The organism is Microbacterium sp. ZW3a (genome assembly GCF_057167165.1).
The window spans coordinates 1,368,962-1,391,441 of record NZ_CM169903.1; the positions used below are offsets into that span (position 1 = coordinate 1,368,962).

At 69.6% G+C, this 22,480-nt stretch carries 22 protein-coding genes and 1 tRNA gene; 13 read left to right on the top strand and 10 right to left on the bottom strand.

What is annotated here, in order from left to right:
• Window positions 1–136: 136 nt before the first annotated feature.
• Window positions 137–1,216 (top strand): VIT1/CCC1 transporter family protein, encoded by a 1,080-nt coding sequence (locus ACU6WY_RS06415; RefSeq protein WP_483821617.1) that lies wholly within the window; start codon window positions 137–139, stop codon window positions 1,214–1,216.
• A 234-nt stretch (window positions 1,217–1,450) separates the two neighbouring features.
• On the opposite strand, the gene ACU6WY_RS06420 is transcribed toward ACU6WY_RS06415, so the two are convergent.
• The 8 genes from ACU6WY_RS06420 to ACU6WY_RS06455 all read right to left on the bottom strand — a co-directional run bounded on the left by ACU6WY_RS06420 (window position 1,451) and on the right by ACU6WY_RS06455 (window position 7,482).
• On the bottom strand, window positions 1,451–1,828 hold the full coding sequence (locus ACU6WY_RS06420; protein ID WP_483821618.1) for a 2OG-Fe(II) oxygenase family protein: 378 nt from the start codon (window positions 1,826–1,828) through the stop codon (window positions 1,451–1,453).
• Window positions 1,829–1,837: 9 nt separating this feature from the next.
• Window positions 1,838–2,494 carry a 2-oxoglutarate and iron-dependent oxygenase domain-containing protein gene (locus ACU6WY_RS06425; protein ID WP_483821619.1) on the bottom strand — a complete coding sequence of 219 codons (657 nt, stop codon included), beginning with the start codon at window positions 2,492–2,494 and terminating at the stop codon, window positions 1,838–1,840.
• Window positions 2,495–2,705: 211 nt separating this feature from the next.
• Window positions 2,706–3,464, bottom strand: coding sequence for a hypothetical protein (locus ACU6WY_RS06430; RefSeq protein WP_483821620.1), 759 nt, complete (start codon window positions 3,462–3,464; stop codon window positions 2,706–2,708).
• Window positions 3,461–4,363 (bottom strand): ABC transporter ATP-binding protein, encoded by a 903-nt coding sequence (locus tag ACU6WY_RS06435; protein ID WP_483821621.1) that lies wholly within the window; start codon window positions 4,361–4,363, stop codon window positions 3,461–3,463. The genes ACU6WY_RS06430 and ACU6WY_RS06435 overlap by 4 nt, the downstream gene beginning before the upstream one ends.
• Window positions 4,364–4,403: 40 nt before the next feature.
• Window positions 4,404–5,804, bottom strand: a complete 1,401-nt coding sequence (locus ACU6WY_RS06440; RefSeq protein WP_483821622.1) for a PH domain-containing protein — start codon at window positions 5,802–5,804, stop codon at window positions 4,404–4,406.
• A gap of 59 nt (window positions 5,805–5,863) precedes the next feature.
• Entirely contained in the window at window positions 5,864–6,397 is a 534-nt protein-coding gene (locus ACU6WY_RS06445) for a PH domain-containing protein (RefSeq protein WP_483821623.1), read from the bottom strand.
• A 79-nt stretch (window positions 6,398–6,476) separates the two neighbouring features.
• Window positions 6,477–6,647 carry a hypothetical protein gene (locus tag ACU6WY_RS06450; RefSeq protein ID WP_483821624.1) on the bottom strand — a complete coding sequence of 57 codons (171 nt, stop codon included), beginning with the start codon at window positions 6,645–6,647 and terminating at the stop codon, window positions 6,477–6,479.
• 133 nt (window positions 6,648–6,780) lie between these two features.
• The gene (locus tag ACU6WY_RS06455) at window positions 6,781–7,482 is read right to left on the bottom strand and encodes a response regulator (protein ID WP_483821625.1); all 702 of its coding nucleotides are present in this window, start codon (window positions 7,480–7,482) and stop codon (window positions 6,781–6,783) included.
• Window positions 7,483–7,770: 288 nt separating this feature from the next.
• Between ACU6WY_RS06455 and ACU6WY_RS06460 the strand changes: the two genes are divergently transcribed.
• A complete protein-coding gene (locus ACU6WY_RS06460; protein WP_483821626.1) occupies window positions 7,771–8,913 on the top strand; it encodes a sensor histidine kinase in 1,143 nt (380 codons plus the stop codon).
• 224 nt (window positions 8,914–9,137) lie between these two features.
• Here the strand turns inward: ACU6WY_RS06460 and ACU6WY_RS06465 are convergent.
• Window positions 9,138–9,222 (bottom strand) — tRNA-Leu (locus ACU6WY_RS06465).
• A gap of 159 nt (window positions 9,223–9,381) precedes the next feature.
• Here ACU6WY_RS06465 and ACU6WY_RS06470 point away from each other — a divergent pair.
• A complete protein-coding gene (locus ACU6WY_RS06470) occupies window positions 9,382–10,683 on the top strand; it encodes a M20/M25/M40 family metallo-hydrolase (protein ID WP_483821627.1) in 1,302 nt (433 codons plus the stop codon).
• A gap of 8 nt (window positions 10,684–10,691) precedes the next feature.
• Window positions 10,692–11,540 (top strand): undecaprenyl-diphosphate phosphatase, encoded by an 849-nt coding sequence (locus ACU6WY_RS06475; RefSeq protein ID WP_483821628.1) that lies wholly within the window; start codon window positions 10,692–10,694, stop codon window positions 11,538–11,540.
• 58 nt (window positions 11,541–11,598) lie between these two features.
• On the opposite strand, the gene ACU6WY_RS06480 is transcribed toward ACU6WY_RS06475, so the two are convergent.
• Entirely contained in the window at window positions 11,599–12,465 is an 867-nt protein-coding gene (locus ACU6WY_RS06480) for a PAC2 family protein (protein WP_483821629.1), read from the bottom strand.
• 96 nt (window positions 12,466–12,561) lie between these two features.
• On the opposite strand from ACU6WY_RS06480, the gene ACU6WY_RS06485 reads away from it, so the two are divergent.
• The 9 genes from ACU6WY_RS06485 (at window position 12,562) to lnt (ending at window position 22,478) form a co-directional block, all read left to right on the top strand.
• Window positions 12,562–13,266, top strand: a complete 705-nt coding sequence (locus ACU6WY_RS06485) for an HAD family hydrolase (RefSeq protein ID WP_483821630.1) — start codon at window positions 12,562–12,564, stop codon at window positions 13,264–13,266.
• Window positions 13,263–14,288 (top strand): tRNA (adenine-N1)-methyltransferase, encoded by a 1,026-nt coding sequence (locus tag ACU6WY_RS06490; RefSeq protein ID WP_483821631.1) that lies wholly within the window; start codon window positions 13,263–13,265, stop codon window positions 14,286–14,288. The genes ACU6WY_RS06485 and ACU6WY_RS06490 overlap by 4 nt, the downstream gene beginning before the upstream one ends.
• A gap of 9 nt (window positions 14,289–14,297) precedes the next feature.
• Entirely contained in the window at window positions 14,298–15,254 is a 957-nt protein-coding gene (locus tag ACU6WY_RS06495) for an FKBP-type peptidyl-prolyl cis-trans isomerase (RefSeq protein WP_483821632.1), read from the top strand.
• A gap of 27 nt (window positions 15,255–15,281) precedes the next feature.
• On the top strand, window positions 15,282–16,274 hold the full coding sequence (locus ACU6WY_RS06500; protein ID WP_483821633.1) for a helix-turn-helix transcriptional regulator: 993 nt from the start codon (window positions 15,282–15,284) through the stop codon (window positions 16,272–16,274).
• Window positions 16,271–17,254: a helix-turn-helix transcriptional regulator gene (locus ACU6WY_RS06505; protein ID WP_483821634.1), complete on the top strand. Its 984-nt coding sequence runs from the start codon at window positions 16,271–16,273 to the stop codon at window positions 17,252–17,254. Before ACU6WY_RS06500 ends, ACU6WY_RS06505 begins: the two co-directional genes overlap by 4 nt.
• Before the next feature lie 78 nt (window positions 17,255–17,332).
• A complete protein-coding gene (tatA, locus tag ACU6WY_RS06510; protein ID WP_483821635.1) occupies window positions 17,333–17,587 on the top strand; it encodes a Sec-independent protein translocase subunit TatA in 255 nt (84 codons plus the stop codon).
• A 63-nt stretch (window positions 17,588–17,650) separates the two neighbouring features.
• The gene (gene tatC, locus ACU6WY_RS06515) at window positions 17,651–18,409 is read left to right on the top strand and encodes a twin-arginine translocase subunit TatC (protein WP_483821865.1); all 759 of its coding nucleotides are present in this window, start codon (window positions 17,651–17,653) and stop codon (window positions 18,407–18,409) included.
• On the top strand, window positions 18,406–20,880 hold the full coding sequence (locus ACU6WY_RS06520; RefSeq protein WP_483821636.1) for a DEAD/DEAH box helicase: 2,475 nt from the start codon (window positions 18,406–18,408) through the stop codon (window positions 20,878–20,880). The genes tatC and ACU6WY_RS06520 overlap by 4 nt, the downstream gene beginning before the upstream one ends.
• Window positions 20,881–20,912: 32 nt before the next feature.
• The gene (gene lnt / locus ACU6WY_RS06525) at window positions 20,913–22,478 is read left to right on the top strand and encodes an apolipoprotein N-acyltransferase (RefSeq protein ID WP_483821637.1); all 1,566 of its coding nucleotides are present in this window, start codon (window positions 20,913–20,915) and stop codon (window positions 22,476–22,478) included.
• Window positions 22,479–22,480: the final 2 nt, after the last annotated feature.

A 22,480-nucleotide genomic window follows, 5' to 3' on the forward strand; every position in this document is an offset into this window, starting at 1 on the left:
CGAAATGCTGGCACGGAGCCCGTGGCATCCGCGTCTTTTCGGGCTTCGGAGGACCGAAATGCTGTCAGTCTCGCCCGACGCGCCCGGGGGAGCGGATGCCGCCCCCTAACGTGGGGTCGACCCGAGAAGGAGCACCGTGACGATCGCCGCCACACCCACCGCCCGTGACCGCCGCCGCTGGGCGCGGTATCTCGTCGACGAACGCGCCGAGGCCCGCGTGTACCGCGATCTCGCCAGCCGGCGCAGCGGGGAGGAGCGGGAGATCCTGCTCGCGCTCGCCGAAGCCGAGGGACGCCACGAGCAGCACTGGCTCGACCTGCTCGGCGACACCCCGCAGCGTCTGCCGCGTCCGGGTATCGGCACGACGATGCTCGCGTGGATGGCGCGCCGCTTCGGCTCGATCTTCGTGCTCGCCCTCGCCCAGAACGCCGAGGCGCGCTCGCCCTACGCCGACGAGCCGTACGCGACCGCGCAGATGGCCGCCGATGAGCGCGTGCACCACGAGGTCGTGCGCGGGCTCGCCGCTCGCGGCCGCCGCCGCCTGTCGGGGACGTTCCGCGCCGCCGTGTTCGGCGCGAACGACGGCCTCGTATCGAACCTCGCGCTCGTGATGGGTGTGGGCGCGACCGGCGTTGCGCCGAGCTTCGTCCTGTTCAGCGGGATTGCGGGCCTCCTCGCGGGCGCCCTGTCGATGGGCGCGGGCGAGTTCGTCTCGGTGCGCTCGCAGCGGGAGCTCCTCGAGGCCACCGAGGAGAGCGACTACGCGCACTCCGCGCTGCCGCACCTCGACCTGGATGCCAACGAGCTCGCGCTCGTGTACCGCACCCGCGGCATGGACGCCGACCGGGCTCTCGAGACGGCGCGCGAGGTTGTCTCGGCCGCGCAGAACGGGACCGCGCCGGTGGCGGCCGCTCCCGGCGAGTCCTCGCGCGATGTGGTCGGGAGCGCCTGGGGGGCGGCCCTGTCGAGCTTCCTGTTCTTCGCCTCGGGCGCGATCATCCCCGTGCTGCCGTGGCTGTTCGGACTGAGCGGTCTCGTTGCGGTCGTGGTCGCCCTCGTGCTCGTGGGCGTCGCCCTCCTCGGCACCGGCGCGATGGTGGGGCTGCTCTCCGGGGCATCGCCGCTCAAGCGCGGTCTGCGTCAGCTCGCGATCGGTTTCGGCGCCGCCGCCGTGACGTACGTGTTGGGCCTGCTGTTCGGGGTGTCCGCGGCCTGAGGCCCCGGCATCCATCGATAAACGCGATCTGCGCCGGGAAACGCGCTCTCGCGGCGTGTTTCGCCGCAGATCGCGTTTATCGCGTGGGGTGGGGTGTGCGCGGCGCGGGCGCGGGCGCGGGCGCGGGCGCGGGCACGCGGCGGGGTGGGCGGCGGCGGCGCGGGCGGCGGCGGCGCGGGCGCGCGCGGGGTGGGCGGCGCGGGCGCGGGCGCGGCGGTGGGGAGCGGGGCGGGGTCAGCCGCGGCTTGCGTGCACGCGCGCGGCTTCGCGCACCGCGCTGACGTTCTTGCGGCCGGCGCGGGAGCCGGCGAGCTTCGCGGCGATGTGTTGCGCGACGGTGACCGGCTCGTACAGTGCCGGCGCCTCGGGCGTCACGAAGTGGGGGAGCACCTCGACGACGGCATCCGCGTTCCCGTCGTGGAAGAACGCCGCCGACCGGCGCCGCTCGATCGTCCCGTCGATCACGGGTGGCTTGACGCGGTGCAGCGTCGAGAGCCACTTGTCGTTGGTCAGACGCGCGGCGACGTCGCCGATGTTCACCAGCAGCGCCCCGTCCGCGGGCATGACGTCGTTCCACGATCCGTCCAGTCCCAGCACCTGGAGCCCGGCCACCTGATCGGCCTACAGCACGGTGACCAGGCCGAAGTCGGTGTGCTCGCCCATGCCCGTCAGCTCGGCACCGAGCTCGATCGAGCCCGGCGGCAGGGCGTAGTTGTTCATCCGCAAGACGTCGATGGAGTGGTCGGTGAGGGCGTCGAAGAAGTCCTCGGGCACGCGCAGGGCGGCCGCGAAGATCTGCGTCAGGGTGCGAGCGACCCGCCGCGCCTCGACGTAGTACTCCTCGACCGCGGAGCGGAAGGGAGGAACGGCATCCGGCCACGTGTTCTCGGCGTAGTCGGCGGCGGTCGCCGCGGTCCCGGGATACTCCCGCCACGACGTCCCGACGTTGAACGCCTCGAAGAAGTCGTTCATGCGCGTCACCGGGTCGACGCCGAGGCTGTAGCTCAGCGATTCGCTCTTGGGTGGGGTGTATCCGCGGTTCTCGGACGCGGGTCGCACGTACTGCTTCTTGACTTCCAGCGGCAGCGCGAAGAACTCATCGATCCCGGCTTCGAGGTCGTCGATGACGACGTTCGGGATGCCATGACCCACGATCTGCATGAACCCGACGGTGCGGCAGGCGTGGTCGACGGCCGCGACGATGGCGTCGCGTGCGTGGTCGGGCCCCGGGCCGACCCAGGGGGAGATGTCAATGGTGGGAACGTGGAACCGGTACATGTGGCATCCGTTCTTGCGGTATGCCTCGACGCTAAGCGGTGGATGTCACGCTCATATTTCCGTGGCGTCACGGGATGCGCGACAGCACTGGCGCCCGGCATCCCCGCCTCGTTCCGGGCGGCTGCGGAGGGCGCCGGCCCCCGTCGGCCCGCGGCACGGCAACGCCATCGAGGCAACGGCGTGCCCGGCGCCGAAGACGACGCCTGTGGCGCTAGGAATCCGTTCGGGCGCGCACGAGGCCGAGGGCCATGAGCGCCGCCGCCCACGCCATCACACCGGCAACGGCCACCCACGCGCCGGGCGCGGACGAGATCGCGGTGGAAGCGAGCACCCCCAGGGTGCCGTCGGCTACGGAGCTCGCCCAGGGCTGGCCGGTGAAACCGGCGACGACCAGCGCGATCGGCAGAAGCAGGTACAGGGCGAGGGCGACGAAGGTCGCAAGCGCTGACGACCGGCATAGGGAGCCCAGGCCGCTGCCGGCAACGGCAAGCAGTGCGGTCGTCAGCATGAGGCGGCCCGCGCCATCGACGAAGCGCGCGCTGACACCCGTCGACGGATCGACTGCGAGGCTGACGATGATTCCCACGGTGATGACGACGAGTACGACGGCGACGGCGAGAGCCGCGTGTGCCGCGGCGAACGCCAGGAGCTGGCGTCCACGGGTGGGAACGAGCACGCGCACGAGTTCGACGGACCCCGATTGGTGATCACGTGAAATGGCGAGCGCCGCGGCGAGGAAGACGGAAAAGCCGATGACATCTGCGCTGAGAACGACCAGATCGCCCTCGAGAGGATCTTCGGTGTTGCCGACGAGAAGGGCACGAGTGGCGAAGATCGCGAGGGTCGCCAGCGCCGCCAGGGCAAGGAGGACGACGGTCGACCGCGTGCGCGTGGCGCGCCCCCACTCCGCGCGGAAGAGCGCGGCGGTGCGGATGCCGCGTGAGGGCGCCTCCTGGTCGTGAATCGTCATGGTGCACCCAGTCTTTCCCGCGTCTGTTCGCCGATCGCGTCGCGATAGATGTCATCCAGCGAACGGTGTCGCGTCGACAGCTCCTCGAGCACGATCCCGCGGTGTGCGGCGAGCGCGAACACCTCCCTTGCGGTCATGTCCGCGATGACGACGAGTCCGGCGCCGTCGGTCCAGGGCGTCCCGCCGTGGTCCGCGGCTGCGGCGAGCAAGTCGTCAGGCGCGTCCGCACGCGCCAGCACGTGCGGGCGGCCCCGGGCGGCGAGGTCGTCCAGAGTGCCGGTGAGCACGATCCGACCCCTGTCGATCACGACGACGTCGTCGGCGATGAGGGCCAGTTCGCTCACGATGTGCGAAGACAGCATTATTCCGACGCCCGCCGCGCGCAACCGTGACAGGGTGTCGCGGAGCCAGGCGATGCCGCCCGGGTCGAGACCGTTCAGCGGTTCGTCTAGCACGAGGTACCGGGGCGAGCCGATGAGCGCCACCGCGATGCCGAGACGCTGACGCATGCCGAGGGACAGGTGACGGACGCGCCGATCCGCCGCGTCGCTGAGCCCGGTCATCGCCAGCAGGGCGGCGCTGTCGGGGCGCAGGCCTTGCGTGCGTGCGACGTAGTCGAGCACGTCCCGGGTGCGCAGGTGAGGCATGAGCCAACGCGCGTCGAGGAGGCTGCCGACCTCTCGGAGCGGCGCGCGCAGGGAACGGTAGGGGCGTCCATCGAAGAGCACCCGCCCCGTCTGCGCCGAGGTCAGACCGAGGGCGACCCGCATGGTGGTTGATTTGCCCGCGCCGTTGGGGCCGACGAAGCCGGTGATCCGTCCTCGAGGGACGGCGAAGGACACATCGTCGAGAAGTCGGCGGGCGCCGACGCTTTTCGACACGTTCTCGAAGGTAATCACGAGAGCTGCTCCTCGGAGTCAGTGGGTGATGCCGCGGTGGTCACGATCGTGGTTCAGATGTCGTGGCGAGTTGCTTCTGCCGCTGTGCGCTCGACCGTGACGCGCGCCGGGCGACATCGCGCAGACGACGGATGCTCTCGCCGGAGCACCGCGTGCCCAGGTAGTGTCGGGCGCCGCCTGCGTACAGGTGGACCGAGAACAACAGCGGACGCGCAGTCTCACGCACGTGCACGCTCGAGACGCTGTGACACGAGCGTGCCCGCACGAACGTCTCGGTCTCTGTGACGATGTGGCGCTCGATCCTCATCACGTCTGTCGTGCCTACCTCGAGCGAGAGCACGAGCACCCGGGCGATCGTCGTCACGATCCCCAGAGCCGCTAGGGAGGCCGCCGCGGTCAGCCCGATGCTGACGCCGAGGCCGAGGAGCCACGCGCCGACAGCGCCGGGGCCGGCGAGGATCGCCGCGGCCCGCGCCACCTGACGGAACAGTCGCGGCGGACGATCGGGCAGGATGGCGGACTCCCCGGTGAGGTCGGCGAATTGGGATCGGGCGATCCGGCGGACGATCCCATCGGGAAGCGAGGGGAGCACGTGGCTCGCGCCGACATCATCCGCCCCCTTGAACGTCAAGACCGCGAGCCGTGAGCGACGCAACAGCTGCTCGACGAGGGACCGGCGCAAGACGATGCCCTCGATCGAGGCGAGGTCGATGTGCCGTTCGCGCTTCTCGACGAGGCCGTAGCTGAGCACCAGGGTGCGTTCCGCGCTGACCCGGGCCGAGAAACCCTGATAGCGCGAGATCGTCGCGAGGGTGCCGATAACAATAAAGGCGAGCACCGACACGAGCGCCAGCACGGCCGCCGGGAGTCGGCGGAACAGTTCGAAGGCGAACGTGCTGACGCCGACGTCTTCGAGGAACGTCCACGCAGCGAACAGCGCCGGCGGCGCGAGAAGGGCGAAGCGCCCGTTGACGACGCTCATCAGCGCGAGTTCCCGCCAGGAGGTGCGGTAGATCACACCCGCTGTGTGCGTCGATTCGCCCATCGCGTCGCCCCGCCGGTTCGTGTGGACACGGCGGCGAACTTCGGCGGCGGACGCGGCATCCAGGGCCCGCAACACCACCGATCCTCCCGCGGCGTCGGATGGTGCAAGCTGGAGGCGTCGGATGCGGAAGAGCCGGAAGAGCAGCCCCGCCTGCTCGTCCACCGCCACCACGGCACTCCACGGCAAGTGCCGCTCTTGTCGGCGGAAGACGCCGGAACGGGCAGTGAGGGCGTCCTCCGTGCAGCTGTAGGTCTCGACGATCCAGCGCGCGACGATCCACCCCAGTCTCAGGGGACCGTAGCCGAAGAGGGCGATGGGGAGCAGGACCGCTGCGAGCGCGCTGCCGTGGCCGGCCCAGAACCACAGCGCGACTCCGAGAACTACGAAGGATGCCATGAACTGTGCACCCTCGACCATGAGGAGCCATGCGGAGGAGCGCCGTCCGGCCGGCGCGGTCACGTCGCGCCGTCCAGGGCCTTCAGTACCTGCGAGCGCACGCGATCGGCCGTCGCCGGGCAAACGGGCCCGAGTTTGACCGAGCCGCCGACGGTGCGCAGTGCGACGACGGTGAGTCCCTTCGCCCGCAACAGCGGACCTTGCACAAGGTCGACGCTCAGCACCTGGACGGCGGACACGGTGGTGCGGGAGCGCAGCACGATACCGTGTTGGATCTCGACGGCTCCGCGCACAACGCTGAAGCGATAGGCGCGATATTGCAGCCGGTTGATCACGGCGAGGTCGAGGGCGGTGCCGATCACACAGAGGGGGAGCAGCACCCACAACGTGGCCACGGTGACCACCTCCGCTCCGATGAGGATGCCCGCAGCCGCCAGTGCGGCGGCCACCGGGACCGCCGTTACGAGGGTGCGCAGGTTCTCGTAGCTGAGGGCCGCCGGTGGCAGGCTCTCGCTCTCATCCATCGTGGCCACACCGGCTCGTGTGTCCGTCGTAACCATCATCCGCGGCTCCTCGCCCTGGGTTTCGTTCATCTCCGCGTTCTCGGAAGGCGTGCCGTGACCCCGTCGCGCGGGAACCGCTCCACAGGGTCACGGCACGCACCTCACCCCGTCACAGCCCGAGGATGTTGAGAATGCGCTCGATGACCTGCTCAATGGTGAGGCGACGCAGCCAGACCTCCACCGTCGCCCAGTTGCGCTGGACCCAAGCGGCCACCGCGTTGACCGCGCTGACTCCGTACTTCCACGCCAGGTCGAGGATTCTCTTGATGACTGCCCACATGGTGCGTTCCTTTGCTGCGAGGCGGTGGTTGTCCCCGGACCACCCGGGACCGCCTGGTCACAGCTTCGTGAGCGCGATATCTGCCTCGGCAGCTTCGAAAGTCTCGCCCCGCAACCGTTCGTATCGATGACGGTCATCCGTTCATTTCCCGTCGCTCGCTCTCGCCGAGGTCGAGGGAGTCGACCTCGATGACGCTCTTCGTGATGGCGTAGATGAGCACCTGGACTCGATCCCGCACGCCCCATTTCGACATCACCCGGCCGAGGTTCGCTTTGACTGTCGGCTCGGCAAGATGGAGCTGGCGGGCGATCTCCGCGTTGGAGCGACCCTGCGCGATCGCCCGAACGACCGACAGCTCTCGGGGCGTGAGGGCTTCGGGAGTCGGGGAAGCGCCGTGCGCCTGCTCGGTGTCGCTCTTCAACGAGAGGATGAGCTCACGTGTCAGCCGCGGGGACATGGCCGAGCGCCCGGCCGCCACTTCGCGGATCGCATCGACGATGTCGTCGGGATCGGTGTCCTTCACCAGGTATCCCGACGCCCCTGCACGTAGAGCCGGGATGACGTGGCGCTGCGTCGAGAAGGTGGTGACGGCGAGTACGCGCACCTCCGGGAACGCCGCGGTGATCAGACGAGTCGCCTCGATGCCCGACACGCGGGGCATCTGCAGGTCCATCAGCACGATGTCCGGTCGCAGGCGTCCCGCGAGAGCGAACGCCTCGTCGCCGTCGGAGGCCTCTCCGACAACGGTCGTGTCTCCGCCCGTGTCGACGAAGATCCGCAGCGCATGTCGGACGAGTGCCTCGTCATCGGCGATGAGCACGCGGATCGGTTCCATCGCGATCATGCTACGTGCCCGCCGTGCGGGGGCACTGCATACGAAAGTCTCTCGTTCGGAGTGCTTTTGGGGGCGGTGAGAGCCGGCGCGGTTCGTCAGGGTGTGACTCGTTAACCGTTTCGAGGAGGACACATGTTCGCTGATTTCGCTCTGCTCTCGGCCCAGCTGACCCCCGCAGGGCCGATCATGACGGAGTTGTGCAAGATGCTCGGTATCTGCGTGTGACGGGCGGGGACCGGTCATGATGGGACGGTGAAGGAGCACCGTCGTCCCGTGCGAGGGTCGGGTGTGCCGTCAGACGCAGATGCGGGCGCGGGCTTCACACGCCTTCCTTTGCGCGGGCGGATCGCACTGCTGACTCTGTTGGGCATCGTCCTGATCGTCGACGTGATCCTCTACTTCAACGGATCGGCGGTGTCCTGGCAGGGGATGGCGCTCGGGCTCGCGGCGACGCTCGCGACGTCGCTGTTCGTCTGGTGGCCGCCGGTCGCGGTGGTGAGCCTCTTGCTGACCGCACTCGTGGAGACTGCGTCGGGTCAGAGCGGACCGCAGTTTCTCTACCTCGTCATCGTCGCCGGTCTCGTCGTCTATACGTGCCCCGGCTGGTTCGTCGGCATCTACGGTGCGGCGACCGCCGCTTTGGCAGCGTTCGCCGCGAGTGCGCCGGGCGCGTTGTCGAGCACTGCACTTCCCGCTTTGGCTCTCGTGCTGGCCGTCTCGGCGGGTATCGGGTGGGCACTGAGGGCGGCTCACGGCCGGGAGCGCCGCTTCGCGCGGGACATCGAGCGGCTGGAGGGGGCGCGTGCGGCCGCCATCGAGGCGGAGCGTGAACGAATCGCCGACGAACTCCACGACATCATCGCGCATGACGTCACCCTCGTGTCGATGCACGTCCGCGTGCTCGAGCGCGTCGACGACCCGCACCTGCGTGAGCAGTCAATCCGGGCCATTCGATCCAGCGCCGACCAGGCGCTGGCCGACATCCGCCGCATGCTGCGCATCGTCCGCGACGATCGCGTCACGGCGAGCGTGGCAGGCGAGGCCCCGGCTAGCGCAGTGAGCGCCTTGGAGGACGTGCGGAGCTCTCTTGAGAGACTGGGCGCGAGCGTGACCGTGCGGGCTCCCATTGAAGACAAATTGTCGGCGGCGGTGGAGCAGACGCTGGTGCACTTGCTCCGCGAGGGCGCGACCAACATCGCCAAGCACGCGCCCGAACACCCGACCGTGTCGATCGTCGTGGAATCGATACACGACGGAGTCCTCGTCGAGATATCCAATTCGATCGGCGGCCCACATCGCGCGACGCACGTTCCCTCGTCGGGATACGGGCTCGACCGCTTGCGCGAGCGTGTGACCCTTCTCGGTGGGAACTTGCACACGAACGTCGACGGTGGGCGGTGGACGCTTACCGCCCGTCTCCCTGCGCGCTGAGTCTGCCGAATGCGTGACTGTGCGGAGTCTCCGGGGGCGGGGCCCACCGTGTACGGTCTGTCGTTTCCGGGCACGAGGAGGGGCGTTCCCACCGCCCCTCCTCGCCCCGCTGTGCGGCACGCGGAGTCTGCGGCGGCGTGGGCTCAACCCCGCCCTAGTCCGCAGCCCATCCGCTCCTGGAGCCAACGAAAAAGGCCCCGGACGAATCCGGGGCCTTCATTCTGTGCGCGAGGGGGGACTTGAACCCCCACGCCCTATACGGGCACTAGCACCTCAAGCTAGCGCGTCTACCTATTCCGCCACCCGCGCATCTGGGTGTCTGTCGCTTTCGCAACGAAGAACGACATTACCACGCCTCAGACCCCGTCCTAAACCGAGGCCGCACCCCGGGCGCGTCCCGCCCCGGTGTGCGGCCGGGAGAGGGGGCGTGGGCGGGGAAGGGGGGCCGGCCCCGGTACCGTAGAGCGCATGTCCGAGCACGAGCCCGACCTTCCCGAGGTCGCCCGCGTGGCCGCCGACCTCATCCGGTTCGACACGACGAACTACGGAGGCGGCCGCTCGAACGGCGAGCGCGAGGCGGCGGAGTACGTCGGCGCCTACCTCGAGGGCCTGGGGCTGGCGACCGAGTACTACGAGCCGGTCGAACGCCGCACGAACGTCTGCGCGCGCGTGCCCGGCCGCAACCCCGACAAGCCCGCACTCGTCCTCCACGGTCACCTCGATGTCGTGCCCGCCGTCGCCGAAGACTGGAGCGTCGATCCGTTCGCGGGAGAGATCCGCGACGGCATCCTGTGGGGTCGTGGCGCGGTCGACATGAAAGACATGGATGCCATGATCCTCACGGCCGTCGCCGACGTGCTGCGCGCGGGGGAGCAGCCCGAGCGGGACATCGTCGTGACGTTCTTCGCCGACGAGGAGAATGGCGGGGTCGAGGGCTCGGCCCTGGTCGTGCGCGACCGCCCCGAGTGGTTCGCCGGGGCGACGGAGGCCATCAGCGAGGTCGGCGGCTACTCGATCACGGTCGACGATCGCCGCGCCTACCTCCTGCAGGTCGGCGAGAAGGCTCTGCTGTGGATCAAGCTGGTCGCGCGCGGACGAGCCGGTCACGGGAGCGCGGTGCACCCGGACAACGCCGTCACCGTTCTGGCCGAGGCGGTCGCCGCGCTCGGCCGCACCGAGTGGCCGATCACGCTCACCGAGACGACCACGCAGCTGCTCGCGGGCCTGGCCGAGATCACCGGCGCCGACGACCGCGATCCCGATGCGCTCGCCCTGCGCGCGGGGGCGGCATCCGGATTCCTGCGGTCGACGCTGCGCACGACGACGAATCCGACGGGGCTGACAGCCGGGTACAAGCACAACGTCATCCCCGACCGGGCCGAGGCGCTCATCGACGTGCGCGTGCTGCCGGGCACCGAGGAGGCGGCGCTCGCCGACATCCGGCGCATCGTCGGGCCCGACATCGAGATCCAGCTCGTGCACGGCGACATCGGGCTCGAGGTGCCGTTCTCGGGCGACCTGGTGGATGCCATGGTGGCGCAGCTCGGACGGCATGACCCTGGCGTCCCGGTCATCCCGTACCTCATGGGCGGCGGCACCGACAACAAGGCCCTGGCCTCCCTCGGAATCTCCGGTTACGGGTTCGCGCCGTTGCGACTCCCGTCCGATCTCGACTTCACCGGGATGTTCCACGGTGTCGATGAGCGCGTTCCCGTCGACGCGCTCGAGTTCGGTCGTCGAGTCCTCGCCGACCTCATCCGGACGTACTGAAGGACTTCATGAATATCTTCGAGGTCATCATCCTCGGGCTCGTCCAGGGCCTGACCGAGTTCCTCCCCATCTCCTCCAGCGCCCACTTGCGCATCGTGGGCGAGTTCCTGCCGTCACAGACCGACCCGGGAGCGACCTTCACCGCGATCACCCAGATCGGCACGGAGCTGGCGGTGCTGATCTACTTCCGCAAGAAGATCGGCCGCGTCATCTCCCGCTGGTTCCGCTCGCTGACCGGCAAGGTGCCGCGCAACGACCCCGACGCCCGCATGGGGTGGCTGATCATCATCGGCACCATCCCCATCGCCGTGCTGGGGTTCCTGCTTCAGAGCCTGATCCGCGACAACTTCCGGAGCCTGTGGATCACCGCGGTCGTGCTGATCGTGTTCGGCATCCTGCTCGGCCTGGCGGACCACTACGGCAAGCGGCGCCGTGACCTCGACGACCTCACCTACCCGCACGGCCTCGCCTACGGGTTCGCTCAGGCGCTGGCCCTCGTACCGGGCGTCTCACGCTCCGGCGCAACGACCACCCTCGGTCGCGCTCTCGGGTACAACCGCACGGCGGTGGCCGAGTACGCCTTCCTGCTCGCCGTCCCGGCGGTGTTCACGAGCGGGTTCTACGAGCTGTACAAGAGCTTCGACGAGGGCACGGGCCCGTACACGCTCGGCGAGACGGGCATCGCGACCGTGATCGCCTTCGTTGCGGGATACCTCGTGATCGCGTTCCTCATGCAGTACCTCAAGAAGGGCAGCTTCCTGCCGTTCGTGATCTACCGCGTGGTGCTGGGCATCGTGGTCATCGTCCTGCTGCTCACGGGCGTCGTCCCGGCGGAGTCCGCGATCATCGCCGGCTGAGCTCGCACGAATCACGACGGCGCCGCCCCCTCGGGGACGGCGCCGTCGTTGCGTTCGCTCAGCGGCGGGGCGGGTCGTCGCGCCCGGGCTTGGCCGGTCCCTCGCCCCCGCGGCGCAGGTACCGCTCGAACTCCTGCGCGATCGCGTCGCCCGAGGCCTCGGGCGAGTCCCACGTGTCGCGGGTCTGCTCGAGCTGGTGGATGTAGTCGCGCATCTCGTCGTCGTCGGCGGCCGCGGCGTCGATCGAGGCCTCCCAGGCGAGAGCCTCGGCGGCGAGTTCGCCGCGGGGGACGCCGATGCCGGTGATCGTCTCGAGCCGGTCGAGCAGGGCCAGGGTGGCTTTGGGGGAGGGCGTGTGGCCCGCGACGTAGTGCGGCACGCTGGCCCAGAGGCTGGCGGTCGGGATGCCGACGCCCTCGGCCGCGTAGCCGATCGCGCTGAGGATGCCCACCGGGCCCTCGTACAGGCTGCGTTCGAGCCCGAGGGACTGGCGTACCGCCTCGTTGTCGCTCCCGCCGAACACCGAGATGGGCCGGGTGTGGGGGACATCGGACATCATCGAGCCCAGGGCGACGAACCCGGTGACGTCTTCGCGCAGGGCCACGTCGATGAACTCGGCCGCAAAGGCCTGCCAGGCGCGCGCCGGCTCGACCCCGACGAGAAGCCAGATCTCGGGCTCCTCCGTGCGCTGGGTGGGGCGGAGCAGGGTCGCCTCCGGCCACGTGAGGGTGCGCCGTCCCTCAGCGTCGACGCCGACCTGCGGGCGCGTGTACTGGTAGTCGAAGTACAGCTCCGGATCGGCCGTATGCACGACCTCGTACTCGGTGCTCGCTCGCAGCATCGACGCGGCGGCGGACGCCGCCTCTCCGGCGTCGTTCCAGCCGTCGAAAGCGGCGACGATGATCCGGCGACCCAGTGCGTCCACGCAACCTCCTCTGCCCCTGCGGGGCTGGGTTCCAGGATAGGCGTATGCGCCCGAGGGGGCGCTCGGAGCGCCCGGCGCCCTCGATACGATGGAACGATGACTTCTTCCGCCCCCGCCGTGGTCCTCTGGGACATGGACGGCACCCTGGTCGACACCGAGCCGTTCTGGATGGCCGCCGAGACCCCGCTCGTGGAGCGCTTCGGCGGTACGTGGACGCACGCGGATGCGCTCGGCATGGTGGGCCTGGCCCTGGAGGACTCGGCGCGGCTGCTGCAGAACGCCGGAGTGCCGTGGGGTGTCGACGAGATCATCGCCCACCTGACCGACGAGGTTCTGCGCCAGCTGGCCCGCGAGGGAGTGCCGTTCCGGCCGGGCGCGCGCGAGCTTCTCGCTGACCTGCGGCGCGAGGGTATCCAGACGGCCCTGGTCACGATGTCGATGCGCCGCATGGCGCTCTCGATCGTCGAGCTCATCGATTTCCCGGCGTTCGACGTGGTCGTCGCGGGCGACGACGTAGAACGGCCCAAGCCCCACCCCGACCCCTACCTCCAGGCGTGCGCGGCGCTCGGCATCGACATCGCCGACGCCGTCGCCATCGAGGACTCGCCCAACGGTCTGCGTTCGGCGCTCGCCAGCGGCGCTGTGACGCTCGGTGTTCCCCTCATGGTGCCGCTCGACGGTGTCGGAGCCCACGCGCTCTGGCCGACCCTCGAAGGCCGCACCGCCGCCGACCTGCGCGCACTTCACGCTGCGCACGCCCCCGCCCTTTCCACCGCCACGAACCCGCAGGAGCCCCGATGAGCGAGACCCCGCACCTGAGCGGACCCTTCCGGGTCGGCGACCGCGTGCAGCTGACCGGGCCGAAGGGGCGGATGCACACCATCACGCTCCGCGAGGACGGCGAACTGCACACCCACAACGGCGTGCTCCGACACGACCTGCTGGTCGGCCAGCCCGACGGCAGCGTCGTGACGAACAGCTCCGGTCACGACTACCTGGCCCTGCGTCCGCTACTGCGGGACTTCGTGATGTCGATGCCGCGCGGCGCCGCGATCGTGTACCCGAAGGATGCCGCGCAGATCCTCTCCCAGGCCGACATCTTCCCCGGCGCGACCGTCGTCGAGGCCGGGGTCGGCTCGGGGGCGCTCTCGCTCTGGCTCCTGCGGGCGATCGGCCCCGCCGGCCGCCTCGTGTCGTTCGAGCGCCGCGAGGAGTTCGCCGACGTCGCCCGCGCCAACGTCGAGACTTTCCTCGGCACCGCGCCCGCGACGTGGGAGGTCGTCGTCGGCGACCTCGTCGAGAATCTGCCGGACGTCGTCGCTCCGGCATCCGTCGACCGTGTGGTGCTCGACATGCTCGCGCCGTGGGAGTGCATCGACGTCGCCGCCGACGCGCTCACCCCCGGCGGTGTGGTGCTCTGCTACGTCGCCACGGCCACGCAGCTCAGCCGCGTCGCGGAGTACATCCGCGGTACGGGGCTGTTCACCGACCCCGATGCCTCCGAGACGATGGTGCGCGGATGGCACGTCGAGGGTCTGGCCGTTCGCCCCGATCACCGGATGGTCGCGCACACGGGATTCCTCCTCACCGCCCGACGCTTGGCTCCGGGCGCGGTTCCGCCCGAGGTGAAGCGCCGCGCGTCGAAGTCCAGCTACGGCGACGAGGACGTCGAGCTGTGGACCCCGGGCGCCGTGGGAGACCGTGAGATCACCGACAAGAACCTCCGCAAGCGGGTCCGCGAGGCACAGAAAGCCGCGGACGGCGTGCGACGGCGGAGCGAACCCGGGCAGGCGCCGACGGAGCCCGCCCAGCCGACCGCCTAAACTAATCCGGTGCGCAGACTTCCCGCCCTCGTCGCCGTGACCGCCCTGGCCGGATTCGGCCTCGTCGGATGCACGGCATCCCCCGGAACCGACGCCTCCGCCTGTGCGGCCCCCACCGCCGACCCGCGCGCCGTCGAGGCCGTTTCCGTCGACGGAGAAGTGGGCACGGCGCCCGAGGCCCAGGTGCGTTCGCCGTTCCTGCCGTCCGAGCGTTCGGTGCACACGGTGGTCGCGGGTGACGGTGAGCGCATCACGCAGCCCGATCAGCTCGTGCTGCTCGACCTCACGGTCTACAACGGCGTGACGGGCGAGCGCATCGTCGGCTCCCGCTACGACGGCAACGTGCAGAACGCCCAGCCGCTCTCGGAGTGGGATGCGACCTTCCCCGACTTCTCCTCCGCGATGCTGTGCTCCACGCAGGGCTCCCGTGTCGTCGTGGCGATGCCCTACGACAGCGTCGGTCCGCAGGCCGCCCAGGGTCTCGGCATCCCCGAGGGTGGCTCGGCGGTCGTCGTGGCCGATGTCGAACGGGTGTACCTGCCCGCCGCCGACGGCGCCGACCAGTTCACCGCCGGCTTCGGTCTGCCCTCCGTGGTTCGCGCCCCGGACGGCCAGCCCGGAGTGACGATCCCCAACGGTGACGCGCCCACCGAGGTCACGGTCCAGACGCTGAAGAAGGGCAACGGCCCGGCGTTGACCGCCGACGAGGTCGCCCGTGTGCACGTGCTGGGTGTCGCCTGGAACGGGCGCGAGCCGTTCGCATCGACGTGGGGCCAGGCCCCGATCTCGGCCGCTCCGTCGCGCATGCCCGCACACATCGCCGCGGCCCTCGAGGGGCAGACGGTCGGTTCGCAGGTGCTCGTCGTGGTTCCGGCCGACCAGACGACCGACGACCAGACGGCCTTCCGGGCCCCCGCCGACACCGCCCTGGTCTACGTCTTCGACATCCTCGGCGTCGACGCCTGACTCCGGCCCCGCGCCTAGGATGGGCGGGTGCCCGCCACCGCCTCACGACCTGCTCCCGAGGAGCGTCTGGTCAACCTCGTCGTCGCCCTCATGGCGACCGAGCAAGGGCTGACGAAAGACACGATCCTGTCGTCGGTGGCCGGCTACCGCGAACAGTACGAGGCGGGAGCGTCCAAGGACGCGCTCGAGAAGATGTTCGAGCGCGACAAAGAGAATCTGCGCGGTCTCGGCGTGCCCATCGAGACGATCGGCGATCGGGCCGACCCCGACGACCTGCGTGAAGCGCGCTACCGGGTGCCCACCGCCGAGTACGCCCTCCCGGACGACATCTCGTTCAGCCCTGCCGAAGTCGCGCTGCTCAACATCGCGGGGAGTGTCTGGGGGAGCGAATCGCTCTCGGTGGACGCCCGCAGCGGGCTGCGAAAGATCCGCGCGCTCGGCATCGCGGTCGATGAGCCGATCATCGGGTACGCGCCTCGCATCCGGGCACGGGATGCCGCCTTCCCCGCGCTCCAGCGAGCGATCGAGCAGTGTCGCGTGGTGACTTTTCCCTACCTGCGTCCGGGGGATGCTCGCGCGCGAGAGCGTCGCATCCGTCCGCTCGCCCTCGTGGAGTACGAGGCCCGGTGGCACGTCTTCGCTTTCGACCTGACGATGGATGCCGACCGCACCTTCCTGCTGTCGCGGATCGTGGGCGATGTGACGCTGGCGCGCGAGCGCTTCGACGAGGCGTTGCGGGTGGGTGCGGGTGAGCGCGCGCTCGAGGGACTCGAGGCTGTCGCGCGCGGACAACAGGCGCTGCTGGAGGTGCATCCCGGCACGGAGGCGGCCCTGCGGTTGTCGCGCCGCGCGCACCCGGCCCCGCAGGGCATTGTCGTGCCGTACGTCGACCGTCACGTCTTCGCCGACGAACTCGCCTCGTACGGCCCGGAGGTGCGCGTCGTCGCGCCCGACGACCTGCGCGACGAAGTGATCCGCCGCCTACGTGCGACTCTCGAACTGCATGGGGGAGCGTCGTGAGTGCTGACCGGTCGCTGCCCGCCCTCGACCGCGCAGCTCTGCTGCTGCAACTCGTTCCGTACATCGTCGGTAAGGGTGAGGTCTCGGTTGCCGAGGCGGCCGCCGACTTCGACGTCACACCCGATCAGATGCGGGGGATGGTCGAGCGTCTGACCGTCATCGGACTTCCCGGCGAGGGCGGCTACTGGCAACTACCCAACGAGCTCTTCGACATCGACTGGGACCTCCTCGACCGCGATGACGTCATCTCCATCACCAACACGGTGGGACTCGAGCGCTCCCCGCGGCTCACCGCGCGCGAGGCCGCCGCGCTGCTGGCGGGGCTTCAGCTGACCCGCACCCTTCCGGGGGTGGGAGACAGCGCCCTGGTTTCGGGCCTGCTCGCCAAGCTCGCGCGGGGCGCGTCGTCGACGCCGGCCCCGGTGGTCGTCGCGCCCGGCCCCGTGGACGGCGTTCGCGACATGGTGGATCGGGCGCTGCGCGCTCGGGTGGCGGTCTCGTTCACGTATCGCGCGCCCGGCGCGGAACCTACGATGCGGACGGTCGACCCCATCAAGGTGCACATCGCGGGCGGGCAGTGGTATCTGCAGGGGTGGTGCCACACCCGAAGGGCCGTCCGCACCTTCCATCTCGAGCGCGTGAGCGATCCGGAGCTCACCGACATCGTCGCCGAGCACGGCGCCGATCCCGTGCCCGACCTGTTCGCTCCCGCCGCCGACGAGGTGGTCGCGCGTTTCCGCTTCCCGCGATCGGTAGCCCCGCTGCTGTCCGACTATCTCGAGCGCGCCACGATCGAGGGCGAGGGCGACACGGCAGTGGCGTCGTTGCAATTGGCGGACGAACAGAGCCTGAAGCGACTGGCCGCGCGGCGCGGCGGCGAGGTCGAACTGCTCGAGCCGACTGGAGCGCGACGAGCCGCGGCGGCGTGGGCCGCCGCGGGTCTGGCGCAGTACGGACCGGGGGCTTCGCCCACAGGGTGAACATAGGGCTTGCGCCCGCCGTGCCCCAAGCTCACAGGGTTACACTGAAGATCAGCCCGACAGAAACGAGGAGTCCTCATGCTCGGCAATCTGAATGGATGGCACCTGCTGATCATCCTCGCTGTGATCCTTCTGCTGTTCGGCGCGGCGAAGCTTCCCGCGCTCGCGAAGAGCGTCGGTCAGTCCGCTCGCGTCTTCAAGAGCGAGATGAAGGAGATGAAGCGCGACGACGAGGTCGCCTCGTCCTCCAGCGACCTTCCGCGTTCGACGGAAGCAGGAACGGCGTCGTCCGCGGCTCCGGAACCGCGCAAGTCCAGCGACACGTCCGCGTAGCACGTGGCGACGGCAGGACCGCCGCGGCTCGAGGTGCCCGAGGGGCCGCAACGCGACAAGCGCATGTCGATCGGCGCGCACCTCGTCGAGTTGCGCAAGCGTCTCATCCTCGCGGCTGCGGGTCTTGTCGTGGGTATGGTGGTCGCCTTCATCATCACCGATCCGGTCATCGACTGGATCACCCAACCGATCAGATACATCACCGAGAAACGCGGCGATGACTTCTCGGCATTGAACTTCACGAACGTGACGTCCGCGTTCGATCTGCGCATGCGGATCGCCTTCTCGATCGGCATCTTCCTGTCCGCCCCGATCTGGTTGTGGCAGATCTGGGCGTTCATCATGCCCGGGCTCACGAAGAAAGAGATCCGCTACACGGTGGGCTTCGTCGCCTCCGCCGTGCCCCTGTTCTTCCTCGGCTGCTGGGTCGGCACGCTCATCGTTCCCCACGTGATCGAACTCATGTGGGGTTTCACCCCCGACGGCGCGGTCAACTTCTACAACGCCTCCGAGTACTACGACTTCGTCTTCAAGCTGATGATCGTCATCGGGGTGGCATTCGTGCTCCCGGTGTTCCTCGTGGCCCTCAACGTCGCGGGAGTCATGAGCGGAAAAGCCATCCTGAAGGGATGGCGTGTGGCGATCCTCATCGCCACAGTCTTCGCTGCCCTGGCGACTCCCGCCGCCGACGTCGTCAGCATGCTCATGCTCGCCGGGATCCTGATCGTCCTGTTCTTCGCCGCCGCCGGCCTCTCGATGCTGTTCGATCACCGCAAGTCTCGTCGCGAAGCGGCGACGGGGCTGCCAGGATCGACCGCGTGAGTGGACTGAGCCCTGCCGACCGTTTTGCGCGAGCCTCCGCCCGTTCCCGCCATCCGCTGACGGCCGATTTCGCGGAGGCGCAGCGGTTCGAGCTCGACGCCTTCCAGATCGCCGGATGCGAAGCGCTCGAAGACGGGCGAAGTGTGCTCGTCGCCGCGCCGACGGGTGCGGGGAAGACGATCGTCGGAGAATTCGCGATCCACCTCGCGATGCTCGAACCGGGCGACAAAGCGTTCTACACGACGCCGATCAAGGCGCTGTCGAACCAGAAGTTCCACGAGCTGCAGGAGGTCTACGGCGACGACCAGGTGGGGCTGCTCACCGGCGACACGAACATCAACGCCTCGGCGCGCATCGTCGTGATGACGACCGAGGTGCTGCGCAACATGCTCTACGCCGATTCACCGGCGTTGCGCGGGCTGCGGTTCGTCGTGATGGACGAGGTGCACTACCTCGCTGACCGCTTCCGTGGGGCGGTGTGGGAGGAGGTCATCATCCACCTGCCTCGCTCGGTGAAGCTGGTTTCGCTCTCGGCGACGGTCTCCAACGCCGAGGAGTTCGGCGATTGGCTCGACACCGTCCGCGGCGATACCGAGGTGATCGTGTCCGAGACGCGCCCGGTCCCGTTGGAGCAGCACGTTCTGGTGCGGGGCGATCTGTTGCCCCTGTTCGACGATCGTGCGGGTGTGGCCACGGCCCAGGTCAACCAAGAACTGCTGCGCATCCGCGGCGGGCATGCCTCGACATTCGAGAGCAACCGTCGTGCGCAGGAGTCCCGGTCCTCTCGTCACGCGGGAGGGCGTCGGCAACCGCGCGGCGGACAACGGCCACTGCGAGCCGCGCACGCCCCGCGCATCGAGCGCATCGACCGCCCGCAGGTCGTCGATCTGCTGCGCCGCAATCACCTGCTCCCGGCGATCTTCTTCATCTTCAGCCGCGCCGGGTGCGATGCGGCTGTGCAGCAGCTGCGTCGCGCCGATATCCGCGTCACCACCCCGGAGGAGCGCGCCGAGATCCGCCGGGTCGTCGATGAGCTGACGTTCACCCTCAAAGACGAAGACCTCGCGGTGCTGCACTTCTGGGAGTGGCGCGAGAATCTCGAACGCGGCATCGCTGCCCACCACGCCGGCCTTCTGCCGGCCTTCAAAGAGGTCGTCGAAGAGCTCTTCCGCCGCAAGCTCGTGAAGGTCGTCTTCGCCACCGAAACGCTCGCCCTCGGCATCAACATGCCCGCGCGCACCGTCGTGCTCGAGAAGCTCGAGAAGTTCAACGGCGAGGCCCGCGTCGCGATCACCTCGGGGGAGTACACCCAGCTCACGGGGCGCGCGGGGCGTCGCGGGATCGATGTCGAGGGGCACGCGGTCGTGCAGTGGACCGAGGGACTGGAGCCGCAGTCCGTGGCCGCCCTCGCCTCGCGCCGCACGTATCCCCTGAACTCCAGCTTCCGGCCCACGTACAACATGGCCGTGAACCTCATCGATCGGTTCGGACGCGCCCGGGCGCGCGAGATCCTCGAGTCCTCGTTCGCCCAGTTCCAGGCCGACCGGTCGGTTGTGGGGCTGGCTCGGCAGGTGAAAGAGGCCGAGGAGTCGCTCGCCGGCTACGACACGGCCATGACGTGTGATCGCGGCGACTTCCGCGAGTACTCCATGATCCGCCGCGAGCTCTCCGACCTCGAGAAGATCAACCGTCGCGATGCGACCGCTCCCCGGCGGCTCCGCGATGAGCGCCAGCAGCAGATCCAGTCGCTGCGGCGCCGGATGCAGCGGCATCCGTGTCAGTCGTGTCCCGACCGCGAGGCGCACGCCCGGTGGGCGGAGCGCTACTGGAAGCTCAAGCGTTCCACCGACAAGACGCGTCAGCAGATCGATCAGCGCACCGGTACGGTCGCGCGCGTGTTCGACCGGGTCGTCGATGTGCTCGCCGCCCTGGAGTATGTCGCGATCGAGGCGGACGGCACCACGGTCCTCACGCCGGCCGGGCGCACCATGCGACGCATCTACGGCGATCGCGATCTGCTGGTGGCCGAATCGCTCCGCCAGGGGCTGTGGAAGGGCCTGGACGCTCCCTCTCTGGCGGCTCTGGCGTGCTGTCTCGTCTACGAGCCGCGTCGCGACGAGGCGGGGCCGGGGGAGAGGGGTCTTCCGCGCGGAGCCTTCCGGGGAGCCCTGGACGCCACGCAGACCCTGTGGCAGGAGCTCGACGATCTCGAGCGCGACCACCGCCTGCCCGGATCGGAATCGCCCGCATCCGGACTCGCGCCAGCGATGCACGGGTGGGCGCGCGGGCTTCCGCTGGACAGCGTGCTGACCCTCGCCGACATGGCCGCGGGCGATTTCGTCCGGTGGGCAAAGCAGACGATCGACCTGCTCGACCAGATCTCGCTCGTCGCCGAGCCCGCGCTCGCCAAGACCGCCCGCACGGCGCTGGACTCGGTGCGCCGCGGGATCGTCGCCTACACCTCGGCGTGAGCCCCCACCGCAGAGCCGCTTAGGCTGGACGGGTGCCCCTCGCCGACCCGCCGCGACCGATCGTTCCCCTCTCGATCGCCGCACCGCTGTCGACGGCGGCGGGACTCCTCCTCGTCACCGCGTACCCCGCGCTGTCGTGGTGGCCGATGGCGCTGCCGGCGGTGGCGATGGCGCTCGTCGCCCTGGCCGGACGCCGCGTGTGGGCGGCCGTGCTCGTCGGATTCCTGTTCGGGGCGGCTTTCTTCTCGGTGAATCTGCTTTTCACCGCCCGCTACCTGGGGCCGATCCCGTGGATCGCCCTGTCTCTCCTCGAGGCGCTCCTCACGGCCGTGTTCGCGGCGCCAATCGCGCTGGCCTATCGATGGATGCCACGCATCGTCCCCGGCCGCGTCGGACGTCTGCTGCTCTTGCCCGCACTGGTGGCGGGGCTCTGGACGCTCCGCGAGCAGATCGTCGGCTCCTGGCCGTACGGCGGCTTCCCGTGGGGGCGTATCGGCGTCTCGCAGGTCAACGGTCCGTTCGCCGAGGCGGCCTCGTGGGTGGGGATGTCAGGTCTGACCTTCCTGATCGTGCTCCTGTGCGCCATGGTCATCGAGTACGCCCGGCGCGTCCGGTTTCGCCGTGTGGTTGCGGCCGTCCCGGTAGCGATCCTGCTGCTCGTTCTTCTGGTCGTGCCCCAGTTCCCGACCGCCGCCGCCGGCTCCCTCCGCGTCGGAGCCGCACAGGGGAATGGCCCCGCGGGGTACTTCGACCCGCGTTCGCGCAACGCGGTTCTCAACGCGCAGCTCGCGGCATCCGCCCCACTGTTCGGCGAGCGCATGGACGTGCTGCTGTGGCCGGAGGGCGGTGTCGATTCCGACCCCACGGCTGTCCCCGCGACGGCGGCGGTCCTCGATGAGCTCTCCCGCCGTGTGGAGGCGCCGTTGATCGTGTCGGCGGTCACCGAGCGCGGACCGTCGCTGTTCAACTCGGCCCTTCTGTGGACGGGCGACGGCGTGCCGGCGCAGACCTACGACAAACGGCATCCCGTGCCATTCGGTGAGTATGTGCCCGACCGGGAGTTCTGGGAGCCGCTCGCCCCCGACCTCATCGGGCTCATCGGGCGCGAGTACACACCGGGGACGGCGAGCCCCGTGTTCGACCTGAACGGCGTGGGGGTCGGACTGGCCATCTGCTTCGACGTGATCTACGACGACGTGGTGTGGGACGGGGCGAACGGCGGCGCCGAGGCCTACATGTTCCAGACGAACAACGCCGACTTCCGCGGTACGGACGAGAACCTCCAGCAGCTCGCGTTCGCGCGCATGCGGGCGATCGAGACCGGGCGATCGGTGGTGAACCTCTCGACGGTGGGAACGAGCCAGGTCATCGCCCCCGACGGCGCGACGATGGACGAGCTGCCGGTCGACGTCGCCGGCCACATGCTCATCAATGTGCCCCTGCGCACCGGCCTCACCCCCGCGGTCGTGATCGGTCCCGCGGTGAAGATCGTGCTCGGGTGGGGGAGTATCGCCGCTCTCGCCGCCGCTGGGGCGCTGGTGCTCGTGCGCTCCCGGAACACGAAGAAGACGCCGGCTCCCGAGGGAACCGGCGTCTGAGT